Below are 25157 nucleotides of genomic sequence, written 5' to 3'. Positions count from 1 at the left end.
TTTCCCGGTCTGTTATCGAGTGCCGCCTCAAAAAAAAGGGTTTTTCAGAGGGTGATCTGGGTAAGGGCCTCGTAGACCATCCTTTTGTATGTGGCCATATCGGCATTGTAGCGTTCCTGTGCACGCTGTGAGTCGGGCGTCTGGCCGTACGCCTCGATCCGTTTGAGGGTCTGCTCGGCTGCGTCCAGCACCCAGCGGTTGCGCATCTCCTTATCGACGACGGTCACCGACTCGGCCCGCACCGAGACGAAGACCCGTCCATCCGGCGCCTCGTAGACGTTCGGTTTCCCGACCACCGCCACGAATGCCGGCGGATCGATCTTCGAGACCTGCGTCATCGCTTCCTGCTGGAACGAGCTGGCGTTGACGAAGAAGGTTCCTGTCGGATCGGCGACCCGGACCGAGTAGAAGACGTTCTGCTCGCCTTTTTTCTCCTTGTGGGTCATGGAGCCGATGAACAGCACCCTGTTGCACCGTTCGCCGGTGGGGAGGAGGACATAGGTCGGGCTCTTCTCGTCCTCGCCGTCCTTGAAATGGTGGGTGGCCTCTCGCAGCTCCGCGGCAAAGACCCGTCTGGCCGGTTCGCGCTCGTAACGCAGTGTTTCAGCTGGCATTGATCTCACCTCCGAGGCGGTTGAGAAGAGCAGCATGCCGCTCCCCGTCGAAACCAAGGGGGGTACATTCTTTTACCAGGAGGGTGTCGCCAAGGTCGCCGCCCCTGCATGCGTAATACCTGCCCATGAGGGCGTCGCGCAGGCGGTAGAAGATGTCGTCCATCCCGAGCGGGCTCTCCTGCACCGTCTTCACCGCTTCATCGAGGGTGAGGCCTGCCACCGCCTCAACGACTTCCTTCTGCATGAGAATGTTGTGCGCCTTCGCGCCATCGTCGAGCACTGCCTTGATCCGCAGGTCGTACCTGAAGTCGTTCTGTACCTCGTGCACCGGACAGTAGTTTCGCTTCGAGAGGACGCGGTTGCACCCCTCCACCGGACAGCGCTTGATCAGCCCTGAACCCGGGCCGATATTCACGATTGCACCGGTGAGCGTCGTGCCGCCGATCCCGACGGAGAGTTCTCCGTCTTCCTCAGGGAAACACTTCGCCCCATTCAGCGTAATGGAGAGGCGTCCCTGGTACTCGTCGACCGAGGCGTAGAAGATATTGTAGACAGTCTCCGGCTCAAGCCGCTCGACGCCCTCCTCCTTCCAGATCGTGAACTTCAAGGTGCCGGACTCGTCTCCTACGATTCCTGTCTGGAGGATCCGCTCGTGCCGTGCCTCCCACTCCTGCACCATCTTCACCCGGACACTTGCGATCCCGGGCCGGAGATCCGCAACCTTTGTTGCCTGGGGGAGGCAAGGGATGTCTTTCTCTATTTCGGTGATTGTTGTGCCGGCATGGAATTTAATCTTCGGCACGCCCCGGTACTCGTCGACGACTACCGACTCAACCCGGTAACTCCTTCCCTCTGTGAGGGGAGGCAGATTCGACCGGGCCCAGGCGATGAACTGGATGGCTCCGCTCGTGTCGGCGATGATACCGCTCTGGCTGATGCTGTCCGATACCGGGCGGGAGAGGCCAACGACCTTCCCCTCGACCGTCGCCCACTCTCCGGGGACGAGGGTTCCGATCTCACGGAGGTCGGAGGACTGTGACGGCACGGTGGCAACGTTGTGCTCCTTCGCCAGGTTCTCGGTGACCGTCTTCTCGGCCTCAGGAATGTTCACCCCGAACTCCTCGACAAGGGTGCGGAGCTTCTTTTCAGCGAGGGCCGGATCGATTTCCACGTTCATGGACGAAAATTTCCGGGAGATTCTTTCTGCTACTTCGGATAGATCCATCTACATCTCCAGATGAGCGTCAGCGCCTGCCTGATATATAGTGATTGGGCGTGCGGTGCGGAAGTGTTCGCCCCCCCAAAAATTGAAATCTTAAATACTTCTGGTACCCATTCTTTTGATATGGCAGTTACTGCTGACAGTACCATTCTGGAACTTCTCCAGGAAAAACCGGAATCCGCAGATGTCCTCATGCGCTTCGGGATGGGGTGCCTCGGCTGCGCGATCGGCCGCGGCGAAAGCATCCGCCAGGCGGCGGCAGCCCACGGCATCCCTCTGAGCGAACTCCTCTCCGCGCTCGGCATCACGGAGTGAAACGGTCTATTGTGGGTCTTCCTTCAGGGAGACCCGGTATTTTTTCATTTCGAGAAGCGAAGCCTCCGGGTTTTTCTTGAAATAGGCAGCGACCCCGGGCTCGTGGAGGAGCGTGCAGGCGCTGCAACTCCAGACCCGTCCCCCCGAGGAGCTCTCCACCCATTCTCCAAGTTCGCTGTCATGGCAGGGATAATACGGGCAGTAACAGAAGTCACATGCCTGTCCCTCGAAATGGCAGGGGTAATAGGGACAGCCTTCAGGCCGCCACTCCACCCAGTGGTCGCCGCCGTACCGGTTGAAAATAAAAAACGACGGTCTTTCCCGCACTGTCCGTCCTTCCTGCCGGTCAAGCGCCTCCTGCACCCCGCGGGCCACGGCGGCGTAGATCCGCCGCCCGGCCTCCGTCGCCGTGCCGGCATAGGTGTGGCGCACCCCTCCTTCGGACGCCACGGCGACGGCATCGGTCGTCGTCCCGGTGAAGGGATATTTCATCAGGCTGAGGGCATGGGCCTTTGCCCCGGTCGCTGTTAGAATCGTCTCCAGGAGCGCTCCCTCCGAGAGCCCTTCGCGCGAGACGACGATGATGTTGATCGTATGGGGGGCCGTCGGGTCCGGGTTCGGGTTCGTGACGCCTGCGGTGACGAACACCGTGATAAAATCGTACTGCAGGATGCAGAGATGGCGCATCGACACTGCCGTCAGCAGGCCGAAAAAGTCCTCGCCGAAACCGGCGGCCGTGGCGATCTGCCAGAGGTACCGCCCGGGATCGGCGTGATCGAAGTTATGGGGGACGGTATGGTTGAAAATGGTGGACGCCGGGCGACTCCCGCCGTTGACGCCGGTGCTTGCCGCCCTGAAGTCACCACGGACAAAAAGGGTGTCTCCCGTGAAAAAATATCTCATGCGACAGTATACCTTATCCTGTCTTTGAGCTCCTGCTGTTTTCCGGCGTTCCAGCCGGAGACATCCTGAAGATATCCGGTGACCCGGCTGATCTGGGAGACGTCGTGCGATCCGCACTCAGGGCAGACCGGTTCGCCGCAGAGCGGGCAGTACTCGATCCCGGAGACGATCTCGTGGGGGCAGTGCGTGTGGTCGAGCGGGCACATGATCTCGAGTGCGGTCTCGCCGCATACCGGGCAGGGTGTGGTCTCCACCACGTGGTTGCAGGTATGGCACTTGTAGCGCCGCTCTTCGACTGGTATCTCCTCAAGCCTCTGATATTTCCGCGCCAGGGCCAGGTGCTCTTCGCTCCACTGCATGCGTAAGACTTGCTCGTCCAGATTATAAAATCTGTCTTAGTGCCAGGGCCGATATCGCATTCTCCTGGCCGTTTCTGCCGATTTTTTTGGGATGAGATGAGTAAATTGGGCTTTTAATCTGCTTTATTCGCGCCCTCACCGATCCGCGGACGGTGCCAAGAGGAGAATCTATTTCTGCCCTATTTGCATATGATAGTCCGATGCAGTATCATACCATATGCCTGCATGTCCCGGCCCTTGTGCTGGTGCTGGTCCTCCTCTGTGCCGCGCCTGCGGCGGGATGGTCTGATCCCGCAGGGCTGCAACTCCCGCCGTTCGGCGTGGGGAACGGGAGCGTGGGCGAGATAAATCCTCTCCTTGGGAACGGAGCCGCCGCGGGGACGCCAGAGACGACTCTTTCACCCCCTGACTCCGGGGACTACGCCGCAATGGCCGAATATCTGGTAGATATTACGAGGGGCCGGTTCTCGGGCGCAGGTGCAGGAGCATCGGGTGTCACCGTCTCGACATTCGAGGTGATTACAGATGCCGACCTCGCCGATCCGGCGCATCTGGGCCGGGGTCAGGCGGTGAAGGTCGATGTCGTCATGAACGCCTCCAGGGATGTCCTCGCCGGATCGCTCTGGGGCCATGAGGTCGATGCCACCCGGATCGCCGAAGCCTTCTATTCCGGTGATCTGAAGGGAAAAACTGCTTTTGTTGCTGTATTTTTCAGGGAAAAACGCACCGGGGCGTACACTTCGAAGTTCATCCTCACGGCAAAAGATGCGTCCAGGTTCGGGAATGCATGGGAAGGGTCGTCCTATATCCGCTGTGCCGACTGGTCTGATGCTGTCGTCCGGGGCAGCGGTGTTCCGTACGAAGATCCCGAAGCGGCGATGGAACCCCTGCAGGAGGCCGAGGCGAAAGAACAGGTCCCCTGTGACTACGACACGCTCAAAAGAGCTGGAACAGAGGCGGCGTCGAGCATCGCATCGACGGTGAGCGAGATGTCCATAAGGGCAGACGACCAGGACTATGCCACCGTTTCGAAACTCGCCATGGAACTGACGGGCAGCGCGAAGTCATGTTCCGCAGAGTTCAGGGCGTACGCCGTGCCCGACGACCTTGAACATGTGAAGGCCCGCTTCGTCGAGGCCTTCGAGTGCTATGACCGGGCCGGTTCGGCGATCTGGTATGGCGCCACCTTCGCCGACGCCGATCATATCGACCTCGGCAACACCTATCTCGCCGAGGGACAGGACTCGCTCAACGCCGCTCTCGAGGGGATGAACCTCAGGACGATCGAGGACACGACCCTCACCCTGCGGACCACCGAGCTCTACCCCGGTGCCCTGAAGATCGGGGAGCCGTACCGCTTCATGGATACGAGGCAGGTGAACAAGATCTCGGTACGCCCCAGGTCAACCACCACCTGGAAGAGTTTTGAGACCGGCAGCGGCACCGATGTGAAGGTTTACCAGGCCCCGTATGGGAAGCAGTACCTCTTCGTGCTCATGGAGGTCAACCATATCGGGTATTACGGCGGCGGGAGTTCGAAATATAGGACGCCGTCCCCCACAGACTTCACCCTCATCGCTGGCGGGGAGGAGTACAGGTCCTCTCAGCCATCGGCCTACATGAGGGGAATCGGCTCGGTCTATGCGTCGACCTCGATCGACCGGTCGGATTATTCGTCCGGGTACCTGGTCTTTGAGGTGCCGGAGTCGGCCGACCCGGCGGAGGCTTACCTGCGGCTCTCGATCAGGGGTATCGGCACTCAGATCTGGAAACTTTCCTGAACTCTTTTTTAGGGACGTCGTGCATTTCTCGGCTCGAGGGGGCAGGCGCTCCCCGGCGCAGGCCGTGAGAAACTCCGGAAAATTGCAGGAAAAAATCTGGAAAGAATATCTGCCAGAAAAAGTGAGTCCCGGGGCTTAAGTCCGGGGATCTTCGCCTCGGAAGACTCATAGGGTTCGTCACAGCCCGCAGGCTCGGAACGGTCGTCTCGTCATCGGCGGTAGGGTGCGTAGGCCCGGGCGGCGGCCGCGGCGTCGGCGGCGCCGTAGATGGCGCGGCCGACGATCATCCCGTCGACGAGGGGTGCGATCTCTGCCGGGTCGCCGCCCTGTGCTCCGATGCCCGGCGAGAGGATCTTCTTCTTCCCGATCAGGGCACGCAACGCCCGCACACGCTCGGGCCGGGTCGCCGGGGCGATGATCCCGTCGGCGCCGGTTTCTGCGACGATCTCGCAGAGGCGCTCGGGCACGCCTGCCGAGAAGAAGGTGAGAGCGCCCGGATGGCTCATCTCGGCGACCACGTAGCACTCGCCGCCGTGGGCATGGGCGGCCTCCACACAGGCGGTGACCGAGTCAGGGCCCGGAAACCCCTGGGCGATCACCGCGGAGAACCCGGCCGCAAACACCTGCTCGCAGATGAGGGTGTTTGTGTTCGGGATGTCGGCGACCTTGAAGTCGGCGATGAGGGGGAGACCGAGTTCGGCGAGTTCTCCGGCGATCCCGAGGCCGGCGGCGAGCGCCAGCGGGTAGCCGATCTTGATCGCGTCGATCTCAGGGGCACAGGCGCCGGCGATCCTGAGCGCCTCTTTGCGTCCGGTGACGTCGAGGGAGAGGACGAGGTCAGTCATGTTTCAGCCTCTCCAGCACCGCCGCCGCGATCACCGGGAGGGTGATCGTGGCGTCGCCGTAGACAGTGACCGCCGCGGCGTCCTCGTTGATCTTTCCCCAGGACTGCGCCTCCGAGAGGGTGGCGCCCGAGAGCCCGCCCAGGTCGGGTCGGTCGCCGGTGAGCTGGATCGCGTAGGTGAAGCCGTCCGGGGTGATCATCTTGCTCTGGAAGATGAAATTCTTCGGCACGCCGCCGCCGACCAGGAAGGCCCCGGCGTGCTCTGCCGCATAACACCGGTCGATGATCGTCTTCATGTCGCCGAAGGCGTCGACGGTGATGTGGTGCGCCTGGTTGTAGAACCAGAACTGCAGCCCGAGCATCGAGTCCTGAACGGCCGGGCAGAAGACCGGGATATCGTTCTTTGCCGCCGTCGCCAGGATGCCGGTCTCTAGGTGGGAGCCGATGTGGCGGAGGAGTTCTGAGATGGAGAGCGTCGTTCTGTCCGGGATATCGGAGAGGCACTCCTGCATGAACTCCTCGAAGTGGATGAAGGCCTCGTCCGGGAGGAAGATGTCGTAGATCCTGTTGATCTCCTCGTGACGCAGTTCGACGTCGTCGCAGACGGCGGTGCCGTGGTAATGGTGGCAGCCGATCGCTTCGATGGTGTCGTGGGTGAGGTTGGCGCCGGTCGAGACCAGAATGTCGATATGACCCTGTTCGATGAGATCGCTGACGATCCCCCCCATGCCTGCAGGAACCATGGCGCCTGCGAGCCCGAAAAACTTCGTCGCCTTCTCGTCGCGGAGCATCGCCTCATAGATGTCGACGGCGCGGGCGAGCGACCCGCCGTTGTATGCGCCGGCACCGGCGATGGCGCGGACCAGTCTGTCGACGGTCATGTTCGGGCTCAGATGGACCTGTCTGACCGGATCCCCGCATTCTTCCCTGTTTGATTCCATAGGACACCAGATTTCATATGATTTGTCCTGCGATCCATTAACAGTTTTGACCGCGGGTGTCTTGCGGCCTGCCCGTTCGTGGGGCGGGAGAAAACCGAAAAAAAGTGATGTCCGCCTTATCTGAAGTACACGCCGACGTCTTTCATCCTGTTGTACTTCGAGATGTTCAGGATCAGAGGGGTGAGGCTCTCAACAAGAGCGGCATTTTTCAGGGGGCCGGCGTCGAGCGCCGCAAGGTGCGAGATCGTGTTGATGAGGTCCATGACGATCTTCTTCGCCTCCTCGTCGTCGCTGCAGACGGCGACTGAATAGTCGAGGTCTTCCCCGATCGTCTGCCAGCGGTGGGCGGCGATGTTGTTGAAGGCGACGACGATCCTGGCACTTTCCGGGAGGAGTTTTTTCAGGAGCAGTCCGGCCGACCCCTCGGGTGGGGGGACATAAGAGACCGTTTCGCCAAACTCCATCGGATTGACCGGGCTGATCACGATCTTTCCCTCAAAGCCGGTGAGGGAGGCGATCGTCGGGACGAGGTGCTTGTACGGGAGGGCGAGGACGACGATATCGGCTTCGTCAACTGCTCTCTGATTGCTGACCCCGGAAAGGCTGCAGACTTTCCCGAGTTCGTCGAGCCGCAGGCGGCAGGTGGTGGACGCGGTTTTTGCCTTCTCTTCTTCCCGGGAGCCGATGATCACATCATAGCGGGTGGAGAGTCTGAGGGCCATGCCCTCCCCGATATCGCCAGTTCCTCCAACAATGCCGATTCTCATACAGTATGCTTGTCCGGGCTGGATATAGAGATTGCCGTTTTTCTCTCTCAGGCCTCCCCCTGATCCCTGACCAGCGGCTTCGAGAGATGCCGCCGTGCCGTCGGCGGCACCTCGTACCAGCCAGTCTTGATCGTTCTGGGGGTGGTAATGATCTCGGGATCGCCCGCACGCCCGCCGCACTCCCGGCATTTGTAGCCCTTATCCCTGCCCGCAGAGGTCATTCGCCGCCCGCAGTCCGGGCAGAGGGGCGGGCGGAGGAGGCGGTCCTCCACGAGGCGGTCTGCCCGCAGTTTCTCAAGGTTGAGGCTTTCGTTCTTGTAACTCCCGACGGCGAGGACCCCGTCGCCCGGCAGGAGGGCCCGCACGATCTCCCTGAAGCCTTTTGTAGGCTCGTATGCCATGCAGCGGAGCCTCTCGCCGTCAGTGCCGAGGAGGGTGAGGCGCACATGCCCCCCTTCCCCGGTCGTCGCACGCTCCGCCACTGTTCCCTGGACACGGTACGACCGCCCATCGAGGAGGTGGCCGATCGTCCCGTCCACCAGGTGGGCGTCTGTGCCCTGGTTGGTGACCCAGACCTGCTCGATCTCGCTCTTCTCTGCCCGGATGAGGGCGCGGGCCTCTCGTACCCACGCCTCGCTCTCGCCACGGATCCCGAAGAGGACCGGGTCGGGCGTGTGGGGCACGCAGACCACGATGCCGTTCTGGAGGTCTACCGAGTCCCAGGTGTGGGGGTAGGTCGCCGCTTCTGCGGCGAATATCGATGCCTTTTCGACCGTTCGCGGCGTCCCCCAGAGTTCCCTTTGCCGGTAGGCGAGGAGTTCGGAGGTCCGGTCGGGCAGGACGCTTGCCACCCCCGCCGTGGCCCCGATCAGCCCGCGCCCGTTTTTCCAGCCCCGGTAAAGGGCGCAGTTCTCTTCCAGGAGCGCCTTTGCCTCATCGATCGTGCAGAAGTCCCGGACCGCTTTCCAGTAGAACGCGGGGTCTGGCCGCTCCCCGGTCACCACCAGACCGGGGTTGGTGTTCTCGCAGGAGAGGTCGGCGAGGTCGTCGATCAGCGCTGCTGCGATCGAGAACGCCGTCTCCGGGTGCCCCGACGCCTCGATACATATCGCCGCGTTTCCTCTCGTCTTGAACGGAGCGTTCGGGTTGAGTCGGACGAGCCGGGTCTCTCTGATAGTCAGACCGGCACTTTTTAGCCTTCCGACCAGCACGGCCCCGAGATAGGTCGTGCACATCCCTGCGGGCGAATCGGTGTCGTCGATTCCGATGAACATGAGGCGATTATTTATTAGTGTGTCGTACTATATCCACCTTTAACGAGTGTCCAATGTCACAGGAGCGCCTCCTCGATATGGTGATCAGCGTGATGCTGACCGCCGGTTATGACGTCTCTGAACGGTGCAGCCTGCGCCCTCGCTCTTTTGACCTGATCGCCGGGAGAGACGAGGTTCTCCTCGTCATCAAGGTGGTCTCTCATATCGACTCGGTCTCAGAGGAGATATCCCGGGACATGGACGCCATCGCCCGCCACCTCGGCGCCTCGCCCCTGATCATCGGCGAGCGGGCCCGCGACGCCGATCTCGAACGCGGCACCGTCTATCTGCGCTATGGCATCTATGCGATCTCCCCGGCAACCCTGTACGACTATCTGGTCGAGAATGTCCCGCCCCTCATATATGCCCATCCAGGTGGGCTGTATGTGAACCTCAACGGCGATGTGCTCAAGGGCCTCAGGGAGCGGCACCAGTTATCCCTTGGCGACCTTGCCCGCCATCTCGGTGTCTCTCGGCGGACGATCTCCAAGTACGAGGACGGAATGAGCACTTCTCTGGAAATCGCAATCCATCTCGAGGAGATCTTCGATGAGGCCGTCGTCGAGTCGATCGACCTCCTCTCTTATACCTCACTTGCCGGTATCCCCGGGGACGAGTCCGCATCCCAGGAGATCCTCCCTGATTTCCGGCGCATGGGTGTCGAGATCTACCAGATGCGCCGCGCTCCCTTCCAGGTGCTCGCTATGGTGGAGAAAGAGACGATCCTCACCTGCTACGGGACGGCGCAGCGGATGGTCAAGCGCGCCGCTCTCATCGGCAATATCTCACAGGTCGCACGTACGCACGCAATGTGCATCGTTTCAGACTACAAAAAGAAAAAAAGAATTGGAAAAACACTTGTTGTCGGGGAGGAGCATCTGAAGAGCCTTGAAGATGGTTCCGACCTCATCAAGATGATCAACCAGTGACAACATTTATATAGAACTACAAACCAACTATTTGAGCGCTAAATTCATGGGTGATATGTAATGTCTCAACAACTTGGAGGACAACCGATCCTTATTCTTAAAGAAGGAAGTTCCCGCACTCGCGGGCGTGACGCACAGAGCATCAACATCGCCGCCGCCAAGGCAGTCGCCGCAGCGGTACGGACCACCCTCGGTCCGAAGGGGATGGACAAGATGCTTGTCGACACCATCGGCGACGTCGTGATCACAAACGACGGTGTGACCATCCTCAAGGAGATGGACATCGAACACCCGGCCGCAAAGATGATGGTCGAGGTTGCAAAGACCCAGGACGACGAGGTCGGCGACGGCACCACCACTGCGGTCGTTGTGGCCGGCGAACTCCTCAAGCGGGCCGAGGACCTCCTCGAACAGGACGTTCACCCCACGGTGATCGCCCACGGATACCGTATGGCCGCCGATAAGGCGATCGAGATCGTCAGGGACCTCGCCATCGACGTCAAGCCCAACGACGCCGATATCCTCCTGAAGATCGCGGGTACCGCCATGACCGGCAAGGGTGCCGAGGCCGCCAAGGACAAGCTCTGCGACCTCATCGTCAGAGCGGTCACCATGGTCGCCGAAGAAGACGGCACCGTTGACCTCGACTTCATAAAGGTCGAGAAGAAGGTCGGCGGGTCCATCGAGGACTCCGGGATCGTCGAGGGCGTGCTCATCGACAAGGAGCGTGTCCACCCGGCGATGCCGAAGAAGGTCGAGAACGCGAAGATCCTGCTGCTCAACGCCGCGGTCGAGTTCAAGAAGACCGAGGTCGACGCCGAGATCAACATCACGAGCCCTGACCAGCTCCAGATGTTCCTCGACGAGGAAGAGCGGATGATCAGGGGTATCGTTGAGAAGATCATCGCCTCCGGTGCGAACGTCCTCTTCTGCCAGAAGGGTATCGACGACATCGCCCAGCACTACCTTGCGAAGGCCGGTCTCTTTGCCACCCGCCGCGTGAAGAAGAGCGATATGGAGAAGCTTGCCCGCGCGACCGGCGCCACCCTCGTCTCCTCCATCGACGCCATCTCCCCCGAAGAACTCGGTTTCGCCGGGATCGTCGAGGAGCGGAAGGTTTCGGGCGAGGACATGACCTTCGTCGAGCAGTGCAAGAACCCCAAGGCGGTCTCGATCATCATCAAGGGCGGCACCGAGCACGTCGTCGACGAGCTTGACCGCGCCATCGAGGACGCCCTCCGCGTCGTCGAGGTCGCTCTCCGCGACAAGAAGTTCGTCGCCGGCGGTGGCTCCCCTGAAGTCGAGCTCTCCCTCCGTCTCCGCGAGTATGCGGCGACCGTCGGCGGCCGGGCTCAGCTTGCCATCGAAGCCTTTGCCGGCGCCCTCGAGATCATCCCGCGGACCCTTGCAGAGAACGCGGGTCTCGACCCGATTGACGTCCTGGTGGACCTCCGTGCAGCCCACGAGAAGGGCCAGAAGACCGCGGGTCTCGATGTCAACACCGGCAAGGCCGGCGACATGCTCGCCCAGGGCGTTGTCGAGCCCCTGCGCGTGAAGACCCAGGCGCTCAGCTCTGCCGCCGAGGCGGCCGTGATGATCCTCAGGATCGACGACGTCATCGCCTCGTCCAAATCTGCCGGCCCCTCACCCGAGGAGATGGCGGCAATGGGCGGCGGTATGGGCGGCGGTATGGGCGGCGGTATGGGCATGCCCCCGATGTAAGTGCCAAACGCCTGCATATGCCCTGAACACAGGGCACCAGCCTTTTTTTTTCGAGCGCTCTTTTCTGGCTGCCTCCTGATATCCTGGCCGTCGTCCGCTCACGCAGAGCTCTGAACACGATCACGACCTTTGCGTGAATGGATCGTAAACCGATGAATCTCACGCAAAGCCGCGAAGGTACGGAAGAGCATTTCGGGGCTTCGTTTCTTCGCGTGAGTGGATCAGTGCGCCGGGGCGGGGGGTCTGCCGCCCTGCCAAACTGCGATAGGGGTGGGATCAGGGAGGGGTTATCCACATGAAATAGTGAAGAGCAAAAAAAGATACGATGCGGGTCTTCAGGCACTATGCCCGATCAGCTGTTCGAGCACCTTCTGCATGTCAACCCAGATGATCAGGTTTTTGGCGTCGCTGCTCTCGGCCGACTTATTGTTCACCTTTATTATCCCTTTGACAAAGGCGTCCCGCGTGAGGGCGTCGTCCATCTTCTCGACATCGTTCTCAGAGATCTGCATCACCGAGAGGACATCGTCGACGATGATCCCGACATTGGAGCCTCCAGCTGCCTCAGGGACGAGGATGATGATCTTCTGCCGCTCCTGGCCTCCGGCCGCAGGGATGCCCAGGAGGGTCGAGAGGTTCATGACCGTCGTGATCTCGCCGCGAAGGTTGATGATCCCGGCAATATGGGGGGGAGCTCTCGGCACCGGCGTGATCGGGACCATCTCGACGATCTCCCGTGCAAGGGAGATGTCGAGGGCGTAGTGCTCGTCCGCGACCTCGAATTCTACCACATCAACGTTTGTCACACCCTTCACCTTACTTCAATCTGAACGAGTCCAGGCTTTCCTTCATCTCTCCGGCCATGGCAGCGACCTCCTCGGCGGCGCTGCCGACCTCCTGGGCCGAGGCAGATACTTCCTCGGTCAGGGCGGCCATGTCCTCGATCCGCGCCATCGTCTCCTTCGTCATCCTGTTTGTCACGTCCATCCGCTCCATCACGCGGTTGGTGGCGCTCGCCTGGTCCTCGGTCGCCCGTGCGATCTCCGACACGCTCTCATGCGCCTCCTTGGCAGCAGCGACGATCCTGGTCAGGGTGTCGATCGCCTGGTTGACGCTCTCAACGCCGGCAGCGATCTCTGCGATGGCCGCCTGGAGGTTCCGGCCGGTCTTCTCGCTCTGGGACTGGATGCTGCCGATGAGGTCTTCGATATGGTTGGTTGCGTTCTTGGACTCGCCGGCAAGGTTGCGCACCTCGCCTGCGACCACGGCGAAGCCCCTCCCGTGCTCGCCCGCCCTCGCTGCTTCGATAGCGGCGTTCAGTGCGAGCAGATTGGTCTGGCTGGAGATGTCATTGATGAGTTTGACGATCTTGGAGATCTCCTGCATCTCTCTGTTCAGCTGTGAAAACTCCTCGACGCCTTCCTTTGTAATGGTTTCGACCTGGCGCATCTTCTGGGTCGCCTCACGCCCGAGCTTGTCGGCTTCGTTCCCGATCCTGACCGCCGCGGTGGTCCCGTCGAGCACGCCCTGTGCGGTGCTGGCGATCTCCTCGATCGATGCCGAGAGGTCGGACATCGCCCGCGCTACCTCTTCGAGATTTTCGAGCTGCCTTTTCGCGTCCTCTGCGCTCTGCTGGCTCTTGGTGGCGACCTGCTCGATCGCCCGGGAGATGTCGGCCGAGCTGCGGCTTGTCTCCGCCGAGCTGCCCCTCACCTTCTCGCCGATACCGGCCGCCTTGATCAGGGCCGCCTTGATTCCTTCGCGGGAATGGCGGTAGTCGAGCTTGAGGTCGCGGAGTGGATCGTTCTCCCCGATCTCCACGAGGGCGGTGAGGTCGCCCTTTGCCATCTCGTCCATGGCCGCCTTCAGCTCCTCGGCACTTGCGGCGAGAAGGGAGGCCTGCTGCTGTGCTTCCTTTTCCTTCTCGACGAGTGCAGTGTTGTCCTGGTAGATATAGTAGTTGACGTCGATCTCCCCGTTTTCGTCCAGGATCGGGACCTGGAAGAGGCGGAGGTAGGTCTTTGTCCGGTCTTCCCAGGAGATCTCCATGTCTGATACCGCCATCTTCTTCGTCTCGAAGGAGGCGTAGAAATCGTCGCCGGTTGTCTTGATATTGAAGTCGTAGAGCTTCTTTGCCATCAGTTCGTCATACGAGCCGCGCCAGACCTTCTCGTACTGTTTGTTGAGGTCGAGGCGGTGTTTGTCCGGAGCCAGGACGGTGACCGCCTGGGGGTTGTATTTCAAGAAGGCGTCGGCACGCCTCTGCAGGGCGCGGATCTTCTCGAGTTCCTCCCTCTGCTCGGTGAGGTCCTGGTAGATATAGTAGTTGACGTCGATCTCCCCGTTTTCGTCCAGGATCGGGACCTGGAAGAGGCGGAGGTAGGTCTTTGTCCGGTCTTCCCAGGAGATCTCCATGTCTGATACCGCCATCTTCTTCGTCTCGAAGGAGGCGTAGAAATCGTCGCCGGTTGTCTTGATATTGAAGTCGTAGAGCTTCTTTGCCATCAGTTCGTCATACGAGCCGCGCCAGGCCTTCTCGTACTGTTTGTTGAGGTCGAGGCGGTGTTTGTCCGGAGCCAGGACGGCGATCGCCTGGGGGTTGTACTTCACGAAGGCTTCGGCACGCTTTTTCAGTTTTTCAGATTCTGCCATCCGCTCTATGGCGGTGTTGACCATTTTTCCGAGGCTTCTGAACTCCTCCGGGAGGAGATCGATGGTGATCCGCACTGAAAGGTCTCCCTTCAGGGCGCGCTGCAGGGCATCTTCAATTTTTTCTGGTTTTTGCATTGTCATCGTATCGTCCCTCACGCACTGTGTTCTGTGGCTAAATTATTTTAATAAACTAATTAATAGACCTTTCTATTCTTGATTTATATAATCTGGGCAATAATATTATTTTATTTGATAAATATATCGGGTGGCATCGGTATATCCGATTATTATTCTATTTAGGGGCTGCAATCCCGACGGGGTAAGTATATGAAGATCAAACGACGAGGGGAACACATGGCCGAACGGTTCATTTTTACAAAATATCGTACCTCCTGTTACCACTGCCACGAGGACGCCGACCAGGTGATCAAGGCGGTTTCGTCACAGGCGCAGGTGGCGTGCGCGAACTGCGGGGCGACGCGTATCTTTGTCCCGCGGGTAGAGGATGTCAGCGCGGCCGGTACCTATACCCCGATCAGCTGTTACGACATCTGGAACCTTGAGACGGTCGCACCGTGCAAGAACTGCGGTGTCGAGGGTCCGCACGACCTGATCGTCGGTTGCAACCAGTTCACGACCAGGTGCAGGAACTGCGGCTACACGCATTTCTATAAGTTCAATCTTGAGTACGTTGCGCAGTGCCCGATCGAAGAGAAAAAAGAGTGAGGGTTCGGGCACTCAATCCACCATTTCCCGGGAGAGAGAGCCCGACGCAGGCTCAACCCCCTGTTCCGTGCAGACGCATTTCTGGCAGAATTACCTGATGTCGGTGATCCGATCAGTCCGGCCCCGTCGTTTTCTGATCCCGAAATGTTCGAGGATCTTTGTTGGGTCTCGTGACCCGAAACGGCGGACGCTCCCGTCCCTGAGATCTGAGACGGAGGCCTCGGCGATGGGTGCGGTGAACCTCCCCTCCCGCCCGGCGCCCGCGGTTGCTCGTTCATCGACAACCCCGGAAAGTGACTCCTCAAAGCCGTCTGCGATCAGGTGGAGCGTCCCGCAGGCCGAACCGGCCAGGGATGCAGCGGCCCTGACACTCTCACCGTCCGGACCGGGCGGCGCCACCGGCACCCTGAGGGTGAGGTGGACGATATGCAGGGGGTCATAGCCCGTGTTCATGATTCGTGCAAGGGCCGTCGCCGCAACGAGCCCGGCGAGATGCACCGTGCCGGCGATGCTCCCGGCCGGGGCGACCATGAGGGTGAGGTCCGCCGGATCGATCCGGCAGGCCTCGGCGAGGATCCCTGCCTCACCCTCGTCCGGCGGCCAATCGGCAGTAAGGGAGATCAGGGCTTCTTCTGCACTTTCGTCATGATTCAATCGCTGGTAGAGTGCTGCTGGTTTTCTGGCGAGCGCTCTTCCAGGCCCGCCCGCGTCGGTCCCCTCGCCCCCGGCCGTCACCCTCCAGAGGGGGAGCTGGGCGCCGAGGCAGGCAATCGCCGGGTTCGAGACGGTCATATGGAGGACCGGGATGGCATAGGGTCCGAACTCTGCTATCTCGATACGCGCCGAGGCGCATCCCCCGCAACACGCCTCGACGAGGCGGCAACCGGCCTCATAACTCCCGGGAACATCGGCGCCGCAGTCGACGATCCGTGCGCCGCAGCCCATTGTTGTGGCCCTGATCCCGAGGGGATCGGCCCGGGCAACCATCCCTGCGGCCGTCTGGAGGGCTCCGGCGTTCAGACTGATCATGGGCAGTCCTCTCCCTCCTGATATATAGTGTTGTGGGGGAGGGACCTGAGGACAGCAGGCAACCATTTCTGATTTCTTTCTGGCGTATGGTACAGGTATCTTCATCCGACCCTGGCGCCAAATGGACCTGAAGGACGGACGTTCCGTCCCTGTCCCGTGCCGGCGTGCCGGAACGAGGGGTTAAGATGATGAGCCAGGATACGCGGACCGAACAGGAAAAAGCCGAAGGAATGAACAGGATCGCAGAGACCATCTTCGCCCCGGTCTATCCGGTGCTCGCCGGGATGTTTCTGGAGAGGTTCGGGCGGCTTGACGGCGTGTGCGTCGATCTGGGAAGCGGCCCCGGCCATCTGGCGATTGCCGTTGCGAAAGCCTCCGATATGATGGTCTGGTCGCTCGATTTCTCCGCTGCGGCGCAGGCGATTGCAGAGACGAACATCAGGAACGCGGGCCTTGAAGGCCGGGTCAGGACAATTCGCGGCGATGTGACACGCCTTCCCCTCCCTGACGCCTCCGCCGATCTCGTGGTCAGCCGCGGTTCAGTGTTCTTCTGGGATGACCTTCCCGCGGCGCTCCATGAGGCTGCACGGATACTGAGGGCCGGAGGGATGGCGATCATCGGTGGCGGGTTCGGGAACGCCGAACTGAATGAGCGGATCGTGCGGGAGATGATCCGCCGCAATCCTGACTGGGAGGGGTTCAACCGGAAAAATATCTCTTCTGAGACGATGCAACGGTTTTTGAAGGCGGTGTCGGTGGTCGAGGGCGTCGATGGCGATGTCGTCTGTGATGATTCAGGCCTCTGGATTGTGATGAGGAAGGGGTGTTCGGCATGAACTGCCGGATCTGCAAGCAGGGCTGCCCGATCCCCGGGGGTATACCTACCTATTATATAGGAGAGCGTGTGATCCTATAGTCAATGTGTGGTGAATGTTTTTTCGCCAGTGAATGTCTTTACCTTCACTAGCCCGGCCGATACCCATCACGCAGACATTGCTTCTCTAAACCCCGCTCTCAGAGCGACCGCGCTCCAGGGCTTCTTTTTTAGGTATTTTTATCTCTTTTAAACGTCCCCGCAGTATGTCATGCCGCCGGGGAGGAGTTGATCATGAGAGGAAAACAGATCAGGATGGAACGCATCATGGACCGGAACACCGGAAAGACGATCATCGTACCGATGGATCACGGTGTGACGGCCGGGCCCATGCCCGGGCTCATCGATATGGGAAAGACCGTTGACCTCGTCGCCGCCGGCGGAGCAAACGCCGTGCTCGGCCACCCGGGCCTCGCCCTCTACGGCCACCGGCAGAGCGGGCGGGACGTGGGGCTCATTCTCCACCTCTCGGCCTCCACGAGCCTCGGGCCCGACCCGAACGAGAAGGTGATCGTGAACACCGTCACCAACGCCCTGAAGATGGGCGCCGACGCCGTCTCGGTCCATATCAATATCGGCGCTCCTTCAGAGGCGCGGATGCTCGTAGACCTTGGCAGGATCGGCGTGGAGTGCATGGAGTGGGGGTTGCCCCTGCTGGCGATGATGTACCCGCGGGGGGCGAAGATCGCCGACGAGAAGGATGTCGGAGCGGTCTGCCTCGCGGCGCGGGCCGGTGCCGAACTCGGCGCCGACATCGTCAAGACCGTCTACACCGGGGACCCGGACTCGTTCCGGGAAGTAACGCGGGGCTGTCCGGTGCCGGTGGTCGTCGCCGGGGGATCGAAGACCGACGACCTCTCGACCCTGCAGTTGATCGAGGGGGCGATGGAGGGCGGCGCCGCCGGGATCTCCATCGGGAGAAACGCCTTCCAGCACCCGCACCCCGACCTCTTCATCAGGGCGGCGGCGGCGATCGTGCACGGCGGACTGAGCGCAGAAGAGGCGCTGGAGATGGTGAAATGATTGGAAAGGCAATCCGTCTCGAACGGATTATGGACAGGAACACCGGACGGACGGTCATCGTCCCGATGGACCACGGCTTCACCCTCGGCCAGATCGAGGGGCTGAGGCGGATGCCCGAGGCGGTTGCGGCCGTATCCGAGGGCGGTGCGAATGCGATCGTGATGCACAAGGGCATGGTGAAGGCGGGCCACCGCGGCCACGGCCGGGACATCGGGCTGATCGTCCACCTCTCGGCCTCGACCTCCCTGAACCCCGACCCCGACGACAAGGTGCTCGTCTGCACCGTGGAAGAGGCGGTCGCCCTCGGCGCCGACGCGGTCTCGATCCACATCAACCTCGGGGCGCCGCACGAGTCGCGGATGATCGAGGCGGCCGGCGAGGTCTCGAAGGAGTGCACCCGCTGGGGGATGCCGCTCCTCGTGATGATCTACCCGCGGGGCAAGGGTATCGACCCGCGTTCCCCCGCGGCCGTCGGCCACTGCGTCAGGGTCGCCGAGGAGCTCGGCGCCGACCTGATCAAGACGAACTACACCGGCGATCCGGTCTCATTCGCCGAGATCACCGCCGCCTGCTCGGTGCCGGTGCTCATCGCCGGCGGGGAGAAGGCCGGCGATCTCGCCACCCTCTCGGCGATCAGGGACGCCGTCTTTGCCGGGGCGTCCGGGGTGTGCATCGGGAGAAACGCCTTCCAGCGTGACGAGCCAGCATCCTTTGTGCGGGCGCTCTGCCGGGTCGTCCACGAGGGGACCGCCCCCGACGCCGCACTGGAGGGCCAATGAAACAGTTCTGGGTGGACGTGCGCCCCTGGAACAAGGAGATCGCCACGGCGGCGATCGAGGCCGGTGCCCAGGCGCTGGTCGTCGGTGCGGCCGCCGATGCGAGAGCCCTCGGCCGGATCACGACGATCGCACCCGACGGCGACCTGGTGCCGGGAACGGACGTCGTCTTTGCCGAGGTGACGCCCGATTCGCCGCTCCCTGAGGCAGGGCGTGCAACGCTCGTCGTCTCCACGTCTGACTGGACGATCATCCCGCTCGAAAACCTGGTGGCGGCCTCTGACCGCGTCGTCGCTGTCGTCAGGAATGCAGAGGAGGCGAAACTCGCCCTCGGCATCCTTGAGAAGGGCGTCGCCGGCGTGCTGCTCCAGACCGGCGATCCTCTCGAGGTCGGCCGCGTCGCCGCCGCCGTGCAGGCGGAGAGCCCGCGCCTTGCGATCGTCCCCTTCACCGTCACTGCTGTCCGCCAGATCGGGATGGGCGACCGCGCCTGCATCGACACCTGCTCCCTCCTCGCCGAAGGGGAGGGGATGCTCCTCGGCAACACTTCGTCGGGGTTCCTGCTCGTGCTTGCCGAGACGGCGGAGAACCCGTACGTCGCCCCGCGGCCCTTCAGGGTGAACGCCGGGGCGGTCCACGCCTACCTGCTCCGCCCTGACGGACGGACCTCGTACCTCTCCGAGGTGCGGGCGGGCGACGCCGTTCTGGTTGCAGATGCGACCGGCGCCACCGCCGAGGCGGCGGTCGGGCGGGTGAAGATCGAGCGCCGCCCCCTCCTCCTGGTCGAGGCCGGGGCCGGGAACGCGAAAGCCGGGCTCGTCCTCCAGAACGCCGAGACCGTGCGGCTGATGGGCCAGTCCGGCCCCATATCGGTCGCCGCCCTGAAGGAAGGCGACGTTGTCATGGGGTGCGCCATGGCGAAGGGCCGCCATTTCGGCATGGCGGTCGAGGAGACGATCACGGAGACTTAAGGATGCATATCGGTATTATCGGCGGCACCGGCGGGATGGGCTCCCTCTTCGCCCGGGTCTTTGCGGCGGCCGGGCACCGGGTTTCGGTCTCAGGGCGGCACACCCCTCTCTCGAACACCGACCTTGCCCGAGGATGCGACGTGGTCATCGTCTCCGTGCCCATCGGGAGCACGGTCGAGGTGATCCGCGAGATCGCTCTCCTCCTCCGCGAGGGGCAGGTGCTCTGCGACTTCACCTCCCTGAAGGCCGCACCGGTTGCGGCGATGCTGGAGACGAACGCCGCCGTCCTCGGGCTGCACCCGATGTTCGGCCCATCGGTCCCCTCCCTGCACGGGCAGACGATCATCGCCTGTCCGGCACGGATCTCGCCTGAACGGGCCGAGGAGGTGCTCGGTATCTTCCGGGCGGCTGGAGCGGCGGTGAGGGTGATGGACCCGGCCGAGCACGACCGCCTGATGGCTGTGGTGCAGGGGCTCGCCCATTTTGCGACCCTGACCGTCGCCGGGACGATGCGCCGTCTCGGCGTCGACCTTGACGCCCTGCTCGCCGCAACAAGCCCGGTCTACCGGATCGAGACCGCCCTTGTCGGTCGGATCCTGGGACAGGACCCCGCCCTCTATGGCCCGATCCTGCAGGAGAACCCGGCGGTGCCGGCGGTGCTCGCTGCCTTTGAAGAGGCCGCCGGGGAACTCAGGCAGGCGGTGGAAGGGAGCGACGAAGAGGCGTTCAGGCGTATCTTCGATGCGGACGCTGCATTCTTCAGGGCGTACATCCCGCAGGCGACAGAAGACTCGGAGGCGCTGGTGCGATGCCTGGCAGACCGTTGAAACTCGCCGCCCTCGGCCCTGAGGGGACGTTCTCCCACACGCTGGCTGTCCGCCTTGCAGACGAGGTCCTCCTCCTCCCGACGATCGGGGCGGTCTTCGCCCATGTCGCCGCAGGTCTGGGCGACGGCCTCGTCCCGATCGAGAACAGCGAGGCCGGAGGTGTCGGCCCTACCCTCGACGGACTTCTGGCGCACCCCGTGTTCGTCACCGGCGAGGTCTATCTCCCGGTCCGTCATCATCTTGCCTCTTTTGTGAAAAAAGAGGAGATCAACCTGCTCTATGCCCATCCCCAGACCCATGAGCAATGCTCCCGCCTGACCGACGCCCTCGGGGTGGCGGTGGTCCACACACCCTCGAATGCGGCGAGCGCCCGGGCGGTGCTGCCCGGTAGTCGTGCAGCGGCGATCACGACGAGAGAGGCGGCGTTCCGCGCCGGCGTCCCGGTCATCGAGCAGAACGTCCAGGACGCCGCGGAGAATACCACCAGGTTCGTGGTCATCTCAAAGCGGCCGTATGGGGGGGAGGATGCGGTCAAGTGTTCGGTCCTCCTCGACCCGAGGACCGACCGCACCGGCCTGCTCGCCGATCTCCTTGCGGTGTTCGCGCGGCTGGAGATCAACCTCACCAGGATCGAGTCCCGCCCGGCGAAACGCGGGATCGGGCGCTACGTCTTCTTCCTCGACGGCGAGGCGGTGCCGCAGTGGGGGGAGGCGCTGAAGGGCCTCGCCGCCCTCGCCGAGGTGAAGCCCTTCGGCTGCTACCCGCGTCTGGAGGTGGGCGCTTGGAGGTGAACCTCTCCAGGCGGTCGGGCGTGGAGATCCGCGTTGCGGCCCCGCCCTCGAAGAGCCTCACCCACCGCGCCCTCGTCGCCGCCGCCCTTGCCGATGGTGTCTCCGAAATCCTGCGCCCCCTCGCCTCCGAGGACACCACCCTCACCAGCCAGGGCCTCCGGGCCCTCGGTGTGACGGTGGAGGCGAAGGGCGACGGTCTCTTGGTCAGGGGGTGCGGCGGGCGGTTCCCGACCCGCAGCCCGGTCACGCTCGACCTGAAAAACTCGGGCACAAGCCTGCGCCTCCTTGCCGGCGTTGCGACCCTCTCCGCCTTCCCGGTCACCCTGACCGGGAGTGCCAGGATGCTGGAACGCCCGGTCGGACCCCTGGGAGATGCGATCGCCGCCCTCGGGGGCGAGGTCGGCTACACGGTGCGTTCAGGCTACCCCCCGATCACCGTCCGCGGCCCGGCGAGGGGCGGCGCCGCCGTGATCAGGGGCGATATATCAAGCCAGTTTGTCTCCTCCCTCCTGATGGCAGCCCCCTGCTGGGAGGAAGGGCTTGACCTCACCCTCATCCCCCCGCTGGTCTCGGCGCCGTACCTCGACCTGACGGCGGCGGTGATGAGGTCGTTCGGCGTCTCGATCCGGCGCGATGGCGAGCATTTTTCCGTGCCACCCGGCGTCTACGGCCAGCGCACCTATGCGGTCGAGGGCGACTGGTCCTCGGCCTCGTATTTCTTTGCGATCGGGGCAGTCTGCGGCGGCCGGGTCGTCGTGGAGAACCTCGACCCCGCCTCCCTCCAGGGCGACCGACGTTTTGTCGAGGCGCTGGAGATGATGGGGGCGTCGGCGGGGTACGGCGAGGACGGGATCGTCCTGGAGTCCAATGGTGACCTCGATGGGATCGAGGTGGATATGGCCGCGGCCCCTGACACCGTCCAGACTCTTGCGGCCGTTGCGGCCTTCGCCCGCGGGCCGACGCGGATCACCGGCATCGCCCATCTGCGGTATAAGGAGAGCGACCGGATCGCGGCGATCGAGCGGGTGCTCGGCAGCGTCGGCGCCCGCGTGGCGGTGGAGGAGGACGCCGTCACCATCACTCCCGGCCCCCTGCACGGTGCGACGGTGGACCCGGAGAACGACCACCGCACGGCGATGAGCGCCGCCGTGATCGGCCTTGGCGCCGGCGGGGTGCGCGTGACAGGCGCCGGGTGCGTGGACAAGTCGTTCCCCCAATTCTGGAATGTTCTCCAGGAGGCCGGGCTCCTATGAAGGTGGTGCTGACCGGCTACCGGGGCACGGGCAAGACGACCGTCGGCAGACTGCTCTCCCGCCGTCTCGGTCTCCCCTTCATCGATACCGACGCAGAGATCGAACGGCTGGCCGGGGCGTCGATACCGGCGATCTTCGCCTCGGCCGGGGAGAGCGGGTTCCGGGCGCTGGAACGCCGGGTGATCGCAGGGCTTTCCGATGTCGAGGGCGTGATCAGCACCGGCGGCGGGGCGGTGCTCGACCCGGCGAATGTCGCCGCCCTCAGGAAGGGCGGGACCATCGTCCTCCTCGAAGCCTCCGCAGAAACGATCTGCGGACGGATCGGCGGTTCCGATCGCCCGCCCCTCACCTCCCTCTCGCCTGAGGAGGAGGTCGGGGCGCTCCTTGCAGTGCGCCGCCCCTTCTACCGTCGAGGGGCCGATTTTTGCGTCGATACCGGTACATCTCAGCCTGGCGAGGTCGCCCTCGCCGTGCTCGCCCTCCTCAAGGGGCGGCGGCGCGACCGGGCAGGCTTTGCCGGGTTCGAGATGCCCGAAGGCGAGGCCGGGCGGCTTGCGGCCCTCCGGGACACGACCCACCTCTATGCGATCGCCGGTCACCCCTGTCTCCACAGCCAAAGCCCGCCGCTCTGGAACGCCCTCTTCGAGCGCTACGCCATCGATGCGCACTACACCTGGCTCGGGCACCCGGACTTCGGGGCGATCCTTGCCGGGGTGGAAGCCCTCGGCGTGCAGGGACTCTCGGTGACGATCCCGCACAAGGAGGCGGCCCTTGTCGCGGCCGATCTGGCCGATTCCCATGCGGAGGCGATCGGTGCCGCGAACACCCTCCTCCTCCGGTGCGGTGAGGTCTCGGCCTCGAACACCGACTGGACCGGGGTGCGCCGCCCGCTGGAGGGCGTGCCGCCCGGCCCGGCGGTCGTGCTCGGCGCCGGGGGTGCAGCGGCTGCCGCCGTCTACGCCCTCCTGGACCTCGGGTGCGAGGTGACGGTGCTCGCCCGGAATGTGGATGCGGCAAAGGCGCTCGCCTCCCGTTTCGGCTGCGGTGCCGGCTCTCTCCGGGACTTTGGAAGGATCAGGCCGGCGTTCGTCGTCCATGCCACGCCGGTCGGGATGGCGGGCGATCCCCGCTCGCTTCTCTCCCCCGGCGACCTCGACCCCTCGATGACCGTCTTCGACCTCGTCTACACCCCGGCAGAGACCCCGCTCCTGCGGGCGGCCCGGGCCCGCGGCTGCCTGACGATCCCGGGCACCGAGATGTTTGTCTATCAGGCCTGCGAACAATTCCTCCATATGACCGGCATTGCGGTGGAGCCGGAAACCGTCAGGGGGGTGCTTGAAGAATGAACACCTTCGGGCGGATCTTCCGTGTCACCACCTTCGGGGAGAGCCATGGCCCGGCGATCGGCGCCGTCGTCGACGGCTGCCCTTCCAGCGTCCCGCTCTCTGTGGCCGATATTCAGCCCCTGCTCGATCGCAGAAAACCGGGCGGCCCCCTCTCCTCGCCGCGCGCCGAGGCCGACGAGGTGGAGATCCTCTCAGGCGTTTTTGAAGGATTGACGACCGGCACCCCGATTGCCCTCCTGATCCGGAACCGGGACGTGCGGAGCCGGGATTATGACTCCCTCAGGGACGTCTTCAGGCCCGGTCATGCAGACTATTCCTACCTGATGAAATACGGTAACCGCGACCACCGCGGCGGCGGACGGAGTTCGGGCCGGGAGACGGCTGCACGGGTGGCGGCCGGTGCGGTGGCGCTGGCCGTCCTCAGGGGTGAAGGGATCTCGATCGCCGGTTCGGTCTGTGAGGTACACGGGATCTCTGACCCTGAACGCTTTGAAGATGAGGTGCGGACTGCGCAGGCACGCGGCGACTCGGTCGGCGGGATTGCCGAGGTGCGGGCCACCGGTGTCCCGGCCGGTCTCGGCAGCCCGGTCTTTGGAAAACTCGATGCCGCCATCGCCGGCGCCATGATGGGGATCGGGGCGGTGAAGGGCGTCGAGATCGGGGAGGGCTTCGGTGCCGCCAGCCTCTCCGGCTCGGAGAACAACGATGAAATGGACGCTGCGGGTTTCCTCTCCAACCACGCCGGCGGCATCCTCGGCGGGATCTCGACCGGCCAGGAGATCGTCGTCCGCCTGGCGGTGAAGCCGACGCCGTCGATCGCCCTCCCGCAGAGGACCGTGGACATCCGCGGGGAGGAGCGGGAGATCGCGATCGGTGGGCGGCACGACCCCTGCATCGCCTTCAGGCTCGTCCCGGTAGCGGAGGCGATGCTCGCCCTCGTGCTCGTCGACGCCCTGCTGGAGGGGCGGGCGTATGGCTGGAGCGTTGCCGGGCAGATGGGGAAATAACCCCGTCTGTTCTCCCGGCATTTTTTTGGGGTATTTTCGTCGGATTTTTTCGTGCGATTTCCTGGAAGAACGATCTCAGGTATAGCCGCAAAGTTAATGGGAGCAGACCCGGGCTTCGTTTTTCCGCGCCTTCGCGTGGACAGGCGGACGTTCTCTTCGTGAGGGTTTCTGC

25 protein-coding genes are annotated in these 25157 nt (G+C 63.1%); 14 read left to right on the top strand and 11 right to left on the bottom strand.

The genetic code is table 11. The annotated features are described in order from the left end of the window. Window positions 1-44: 44 nt before the first annotated feature. Window positions 45-614, bottom strand: coding sequence for an RPA family protein (locus HWN36_RS08030; RefSeq protein ID WP_176788867.1), 570 nt, complete (start codon window positions 612-614; stop codon window positions 45-47). Next, the gene (locus HWN36_RS08025; RefSeq protein ID WP_246269878.1) at window positions 604-1791 is read right to left on the bottom strand and encodes a nucleotide-binding protein; all 1188 of its coding nucleotides are present in this window, start codon (window positions 1789-1791) and stop codon (window positions 604-606) included. Before HWN36_RS08025 ends, HWN36_RS08030 begins: the two co-directional genes overlap by 11 nt. A gap of 168 nt (window positions 1792-1959) precedes the next feature. Here HWN36_RS08025 and HWN36_RS08020 point away from each other — a divergent pair, with 168 nt between their 5' ends. Beyond that, window positions 1960-2151: a DUF1858 domain-containing protein gene (locus HWN36_RS08020; RefSeq protein WP_004040659.1), complete on the top strand. Its 192-nt coding sequence runs from the start codon at window positions 1960-1962 to the stop codon at window positions 2149-2151. 6 nt (window positions 2152-2157) lie between these two features. Here the strand turns inward: HWN36_RS08020 and HWN36_RS08015 are convergent, their stop codons facing one another. Further along, a complete protein-coding gene (locus HWN36_RS08015) occupies window positions 2158-3054 on the bottom strand; it encodes an adenosylcobinamide amidohydrolase (protein WP_176788865.1) in 897 nt (298 codons plus the stop codon). Continuing rightward, complete coding sequence (gene nrdD, locus HWN36_RS08010) at window positions 3051-3413, bottom strand: anaerobic ribonucleoside-triphosphate reductase (RefSeq protein WP_176788864.1); 363 nt, start codon at window positions 3411-3413, stop codon at window positions 3051-3053. The genes HWN36_RS08015 and nrdD overlap by 4 nt, the downstream gene beginning before the upstream one ends. A gap of 200 nt (window positions 3414-3613) precedes the next feature. Here nrdD and HWN36_RS08005 point away from each other — a divergent pair, with 200 nt between their 5' ends. After that, window positions 3614-5194 carry a DUF4352 domain-containing protein gene (locus tag HWN36_RS08005; RefSeq protein WP_176788863.1) on the top strand — a complete coding sequence of 527 codons (1581 nt, stop codon included), beginning with the start codon at window positions 3614-3616 and terminating at the stop codon, window positions 5192-5194. Window positions 5195-5403: 209 nt separating this feature from the next. On the opposite strand, the gene pyrF is transcribed toward HWN36_RS08005, so the two are convergent. The 4 genes from pyrF to HWN36_RS07985 form a co-directional block, all read right to left on the bottom strand. Next, a complete protein-coding gene (gene pyrF / locus HWN36_RS08000; RefSeq protein WP_176788862.1) occupies window positions 5404-6039 on the bottom strand; it encodes an orotidine-5'-phosphate decarboxylase in 636 nt (211 codons plus the stop codon). Further along, window positions 6032-6979, bottom strand: a complete 948-nt coding sequence (locus HWN36_RS07995; protein WP_176788861.1) for a deoxyhypusine synthase — start codon at window positions 6977-6979, stop codon at window positions 6032-6034. The genes pyrF and HWN36_RS07995 overlap by 8 nt, the downstream gene beginning before the upstream one ends. Before the next feature lie 116 nt (window positions 6980-7095). Further along, window positions 7096-7746 (bottom strand): NADPH-dependent F420 reductase, encoded by a 651-nt coding sequence (npdG, locus tag HWN36_RS07990; RefSeq protein WP_176788860.1) that lies wholly within the window; start codon window positions 7744-7746, stop codon window positions 7096-7098. Between the two features lie 47 nt (window positions 7747-7793). Next, the gene (locus HWN36_RS07985; protein WP_176788859.1) at window positions 7794-9020 is read right to left on the bottom strand and encodes a tRNA(Ile)(2)-agmatinylcytidine synthase; all 1227 of its coding nucleotides are present in this window, start codon (window positions 9018-9020) and stop codon (window positions 7794-7796) included. 53 nt (window positions 9021-9073) lie between these two features. On the opposite strand from HWN36_RS07985, the gene HWN36_RS07980 reads away from it, so the two are divergent. Continuing rightward, entirely contained in the window at window positions 9074-9988 is a 915-nt protein-coding gene (locus HWN36_RS07980; protein WP_176788858.1) for a transcriptional regulator, read from the top strand. Window positions 9989-10048: 60 nt separating this feature from the next. Continuing rightward, entirely contained in the window at window positions 10049-11710 is a 1662-nt protein-coding gene (thsA, locus tag HWN36_RS07975) for a thermosome subunit alpha (RefSeq protein WP_176788857.1), read from the top strand. Between the two features lie 335 nt (window positions 11711-12045). Here thsA and HWN36_RS07970 read toward each other — a convergent pair whose 3' ends face one another. Continuing rightward, window positions 12046-12516, bottom strand: a complete 471-nt coding sequence (locus HWN36_RS07970; RefSeq protein ID WP_176788856.1) for a chemotaxis protein CheW — start codon at window positions 12514-12516, stop codon at window positions 12046-12048. A gap of 10 nt (window positions 12517-12526) precedes the next feature. Next, complete coding sequence (locus HWN36_RS07965; RefSeq protein WP_176788855.1) at window positions 12527-14503, bottom strand: methyl-accepting chemotaxis protein; 1977 nt, start codon at window positions 14501-14503, stop codon at window positions 12527-12529. Between the two features lie 213 nt (window positions 14504-14716). On the opposite strand from HWN36_RS07965, the gene HWN36_RS07960 reads away from it, so the two are divergent. Next, window positions 14717-15088 carry a hypothetical protein gene (locus tag HWN36_RS07960; RefSeq protein WP_176788854.1) on the top strand — a complete coding sequence of 124 codons (372 nt, stop codon included), beginning with the start codon at window positions 14717-14719 and terminating at the stop codon, window positions 15086-15088. 90 nt (window positions 15089-15178) lie between these two features. On the opposite strand, the gene HWN36_RS07955 is transcribed toward HWN36_RS07960, so the two are convergent. Beyond that, window positions 15179-16117, bottom strand: a complete 939-nt coding sequence (locus tag HWN36_RS07955; RefSeq protein WP_176788853.1) for a methenyltetrahydromethanopterin cyclohydrolase — start codon at window positions 16115-16117, stop codon at window positions 15179-15181. Window positions 16118-16302: 185 nt separating this feature from the next. Between HWN36_RS07955 and HWN36_RS07950 the strand changes: the two genes are divergently transcribed. From HWN36_RS07950 to HWN36_RS07910, 9 genes are all read left to right on the top strand, one after another. Next, window positions 16303-16953: a class I SAM-dependent methyltransferase gene (locus tag HWN36_RS07950; protein ID WP_246269877.1), complete on the top strand. Its 651-nt coding sequence runs from the start codon at window positions 16303-16305 to the stop codon at window positions 16951-16953. 272 nt (window positions 16954-17225) lie between these two features. Continuing rightward, a complete protein-coding gene (locus HWN36_RS07945) occupies window positions 17226-18014 on the top strand; it encodes a 2-amino-3,7-dideoxy-D-threo-hept-6-ulosonate synthase (protein WP_176788851.1) in 789 nt (262 codons plus the stop codon). Next, a complete protein-coding gene (locus HWN36_RS07940; protein WP_176788850.1) occupies window positions 18011-18793 on the top strand; it encodes a 2-amino-3,7-dideoxy-D-threo-hept-6-ulosonate synthase in 783 nt (260 codons plus the stop codon). The genes HWN36_RS07945 and HWN36_RS07940 overlap by 4 nt, the downstream gene beginning before the upstream one ends. Then, window positions 18790-19761 (top strand): 3-dehydroquinate synthase II, encoded by a 972-nt coding sequence (locus HWN36_RS07935; RefSeq protein WP_176788849.1) that lies wholly within the window; start codon window positions 18790-18792, stop codon window positions 19759-19761. The genes HWN36_RS07940 and HWN36_RS07935 overlap by 4 nt, the downstream gene beginning before the upstream one ends. Before the next feature lie 2 nt (window positions 19762-19763). Beyond that, window positions 19764-20588, top strand: coding sequence for a prephenate dehydrogenase/arogenate dehydrogenase family protein (locus tag HWN36_RS07930; protein ID WP_176788848.1), 825 nt, complete (start codon window positions 19764-19766; stop codon window positions 20586-20588). After that, window positions 20570-21379: a prephenate dehydratase gene (locus HWN36_RS07925; RefSeq protein ID WP_176788847.1), complete on the top strand. Its 810-nt coding sequence runs from the start codon at window positions 20570-20572 to the stop codon at window positions 21377-21379. The genes HWN36_RS07930 and HWN36_RS07925 overlap by 19 nt, the downstream gene beginning before the upstream one ends. Continuing rightward, on the top strand, window positions 21370-22632 hold the full coding sequence (gene aroA, locus HWN36_RS07920; RefSeq protein WP_218133215.1) for a 3-phosphoshikimate 1-carboxyvinyltransferase: 1263 nt from the start codon (window positions 21370-21372) through the stop codon (window positions 22630-22632). The genes HWN36_RS07925 and aroA overlap by 10 nt, the downstream gene beginning before the upstream one ends. Continuing rightward, window positions 22629-23978: a shikimate kinase gene (locus tag HWN36_RS07915; RefSeq protein WP_176788846.1), complete on the top strand. Its 1350-nt coding sequence runs from the start codon at window positions 22629-22631 to the stop codon at window positions 23976-23978. The genes aroA and HWN36_RS07915 overlap by 4 nt, the downstream gene beginning before the upstream one ends. Further along, window positions 23975-24985: a chorismate synthase gene (locus tag HWN36_RS07910; protein ID WP_176788845.1), complete on the top strand. Its 1011-nt coding sequence runs from the start codon at window positions 23975-23977 to the stop codon at window positions 24983-24985. Before HWN36_RS07915 ends, HWN36_RS07910 begins: the two co-directional genes overlap by 4 nt. Window positions 24986-25157 lie beyond the last annotated feature (172 nt).

It is taken from the genome of Methanofollis tationis (genome assembly GCF_013377755.1).
Classification (GTDB): Archaea; Halobacteriota; Methanomicrobia; order Methanomicrobiales; family Methanofollaceae; genus Methanofollis; species Methanofollis tationis.
Note: the sequence above shows the minus strand (reverse complement) of the source record. Positions and strands in the feature narration are given on the sequence as shown.

Coding starts and splice junctions, on each gene's coding strand:
- HWN36_RS08030 (WP_176788867.1), bottom strand. CDS start 614: ATGCCAGCTGAAACACTGCGTTACGAGCGCGAACCGGCCAGACGGGTC.
- HWN36_RS08025 (WP_246269878.1), bottom strand. CDS start 1,791: ATGAACGTGGAAATCGATCCGGCCCTCGCTGAAAAGAAGCTCCGCACC.
- HWN36_RS08020 (WP_004040659.1), top strand. CDS start 1,960: ATGGCAGTTACTGCTGACAGTACCATTCTGGAACTTCTCCAGGAAAAA.
- HWN36_RS08015 (WP_176788865.1), bottom strand. CDS start 3,054: ATGAGATATTTTTTCACGGGAGACACCCTTTTTGTCCGTGGTGACTTC.
- nrdD (WP_176788864.1), bottom strand. CDS start 3,413: ATGCAGTGGAGCGAAGAGCACCTGGCCCTGGCGCGGAAATATCAGAGG.
- HWN36_RS08005 (WP_176788863.1), top strand. CDS start 3,614: ATGCAGTATCATACCATATGCCTGCATGTCCCGGCCCTTGTGCTGGTG.
- pyrF (WP_176788862.1), bottom strand. CDS start 6,039: ATGACTGACCTCGTCCTCTCCCTCGACGTCACCGGACGCAAAGAGGCG.
- HWN36_RS07995 (WP_176788861.1), bottom strand. CDS start 6,979: ATGGAATCAAACAGGGAAGAATGCGGGGATCCGGTCAGACAGGTCCAT.
- npdG (WP_176788860.1), bottom strand. CDS start 7,746: ATGAGAATCGGCATTGTTGGAGGAACTGGCGATATCGGGGAGGGCATG.
- HWN36_RS07985 (WP_176788859.1), bottom strand. CDS start 9,020: ATGTTCATCGGAATCGACGACACCGATTCGCCCGCAGGGATGTGCACG.
- HWN36_RS07980 (WP_176788858.1), top strand. CDS start 9,074: ATGTCACAGGAGCGCCTCCTCGATATGGTGATCAGCGTGATGCTGACC.
- thsA (WP_176788857.1), top strand. CDS start 10,049: ATGTCTCAACAACTTGGAGGACAACCGATCCTTATTCTTAAAGAAGGA.
- HWN36_RS07965 (WP_176788855.1), bottom strand. CDS start 14,503: ATGACAATGCAAAAACCAGAAAAAATTGAAGATGCCCTGCAGCGCGCC.
- HWN36_RS07960 (WP_176788854.1), top strand. CDS start 14,717: ATGGCCGAACGGTTCATTTTTACAAAATATCGTACCTCCTGTTACCAC.
- HWN36_RS07955 (WP_176788853.1), bottom strand. CDS start 16,117: ATGATCAGTCTGAACGCCGGAGCCCTCCAGACGGCCGCAGGGATGGTT.
- HWN36_RS07950 (WP_246269877.1), top strand. CDS start 16,303: ATGATGAGCCAGGATACGCGGACCGAACAGGAAAAAGCCGAAGGAATG.
- HWN36_RS07945 (WP_176788851.1), top strand. CDS start 17,226: ATGAGAGGAAAACAGATCAGGATGGAACGCATCATGGACCGGAACACC.
- HWN36_RS07940 (WP_176788850.1), top strand. CDS start 18,011: ATGATTGGAAAGGCAATCCGTCTCGAACGGATTATGGACAGGAACACC.
- HWN36_RS07935 (WP_176788849.1), top strand. CDS start 18,790: ATGAAACAGTTCTGGGTGGACGTGCGCCCCTGGAACAAGGAGATCGCC.
- HWN36_RS07930 (WP_176788848.1), top strand. CDS start 19,764: ATGCATATCGGTATTATCGGCGGCACCGGCGGGATGGGCTCCCTCTTC.
- HWN36_RS07925 (WP_176788847.1), top strand. CDS start 20,570: ATGCCTGGCAGACCGTTGAAACTCGCCGCCCTCGGCCCTGAGGGGACG.
- HWN36_RS07915 (WP_176788846.1), top strand. CDS start 22,629: ATGAAGGTGGTGCTGACCGGCTACCGGGGCACGGGCAAGACGACCGTC.
- HWN36_RS07910 (WP_176788845.1), top strand. CDS start 23,975: ATGAACACCTTCGGGCGGATCTTCCGTGTCACCACCTTCGGGGAGAGC.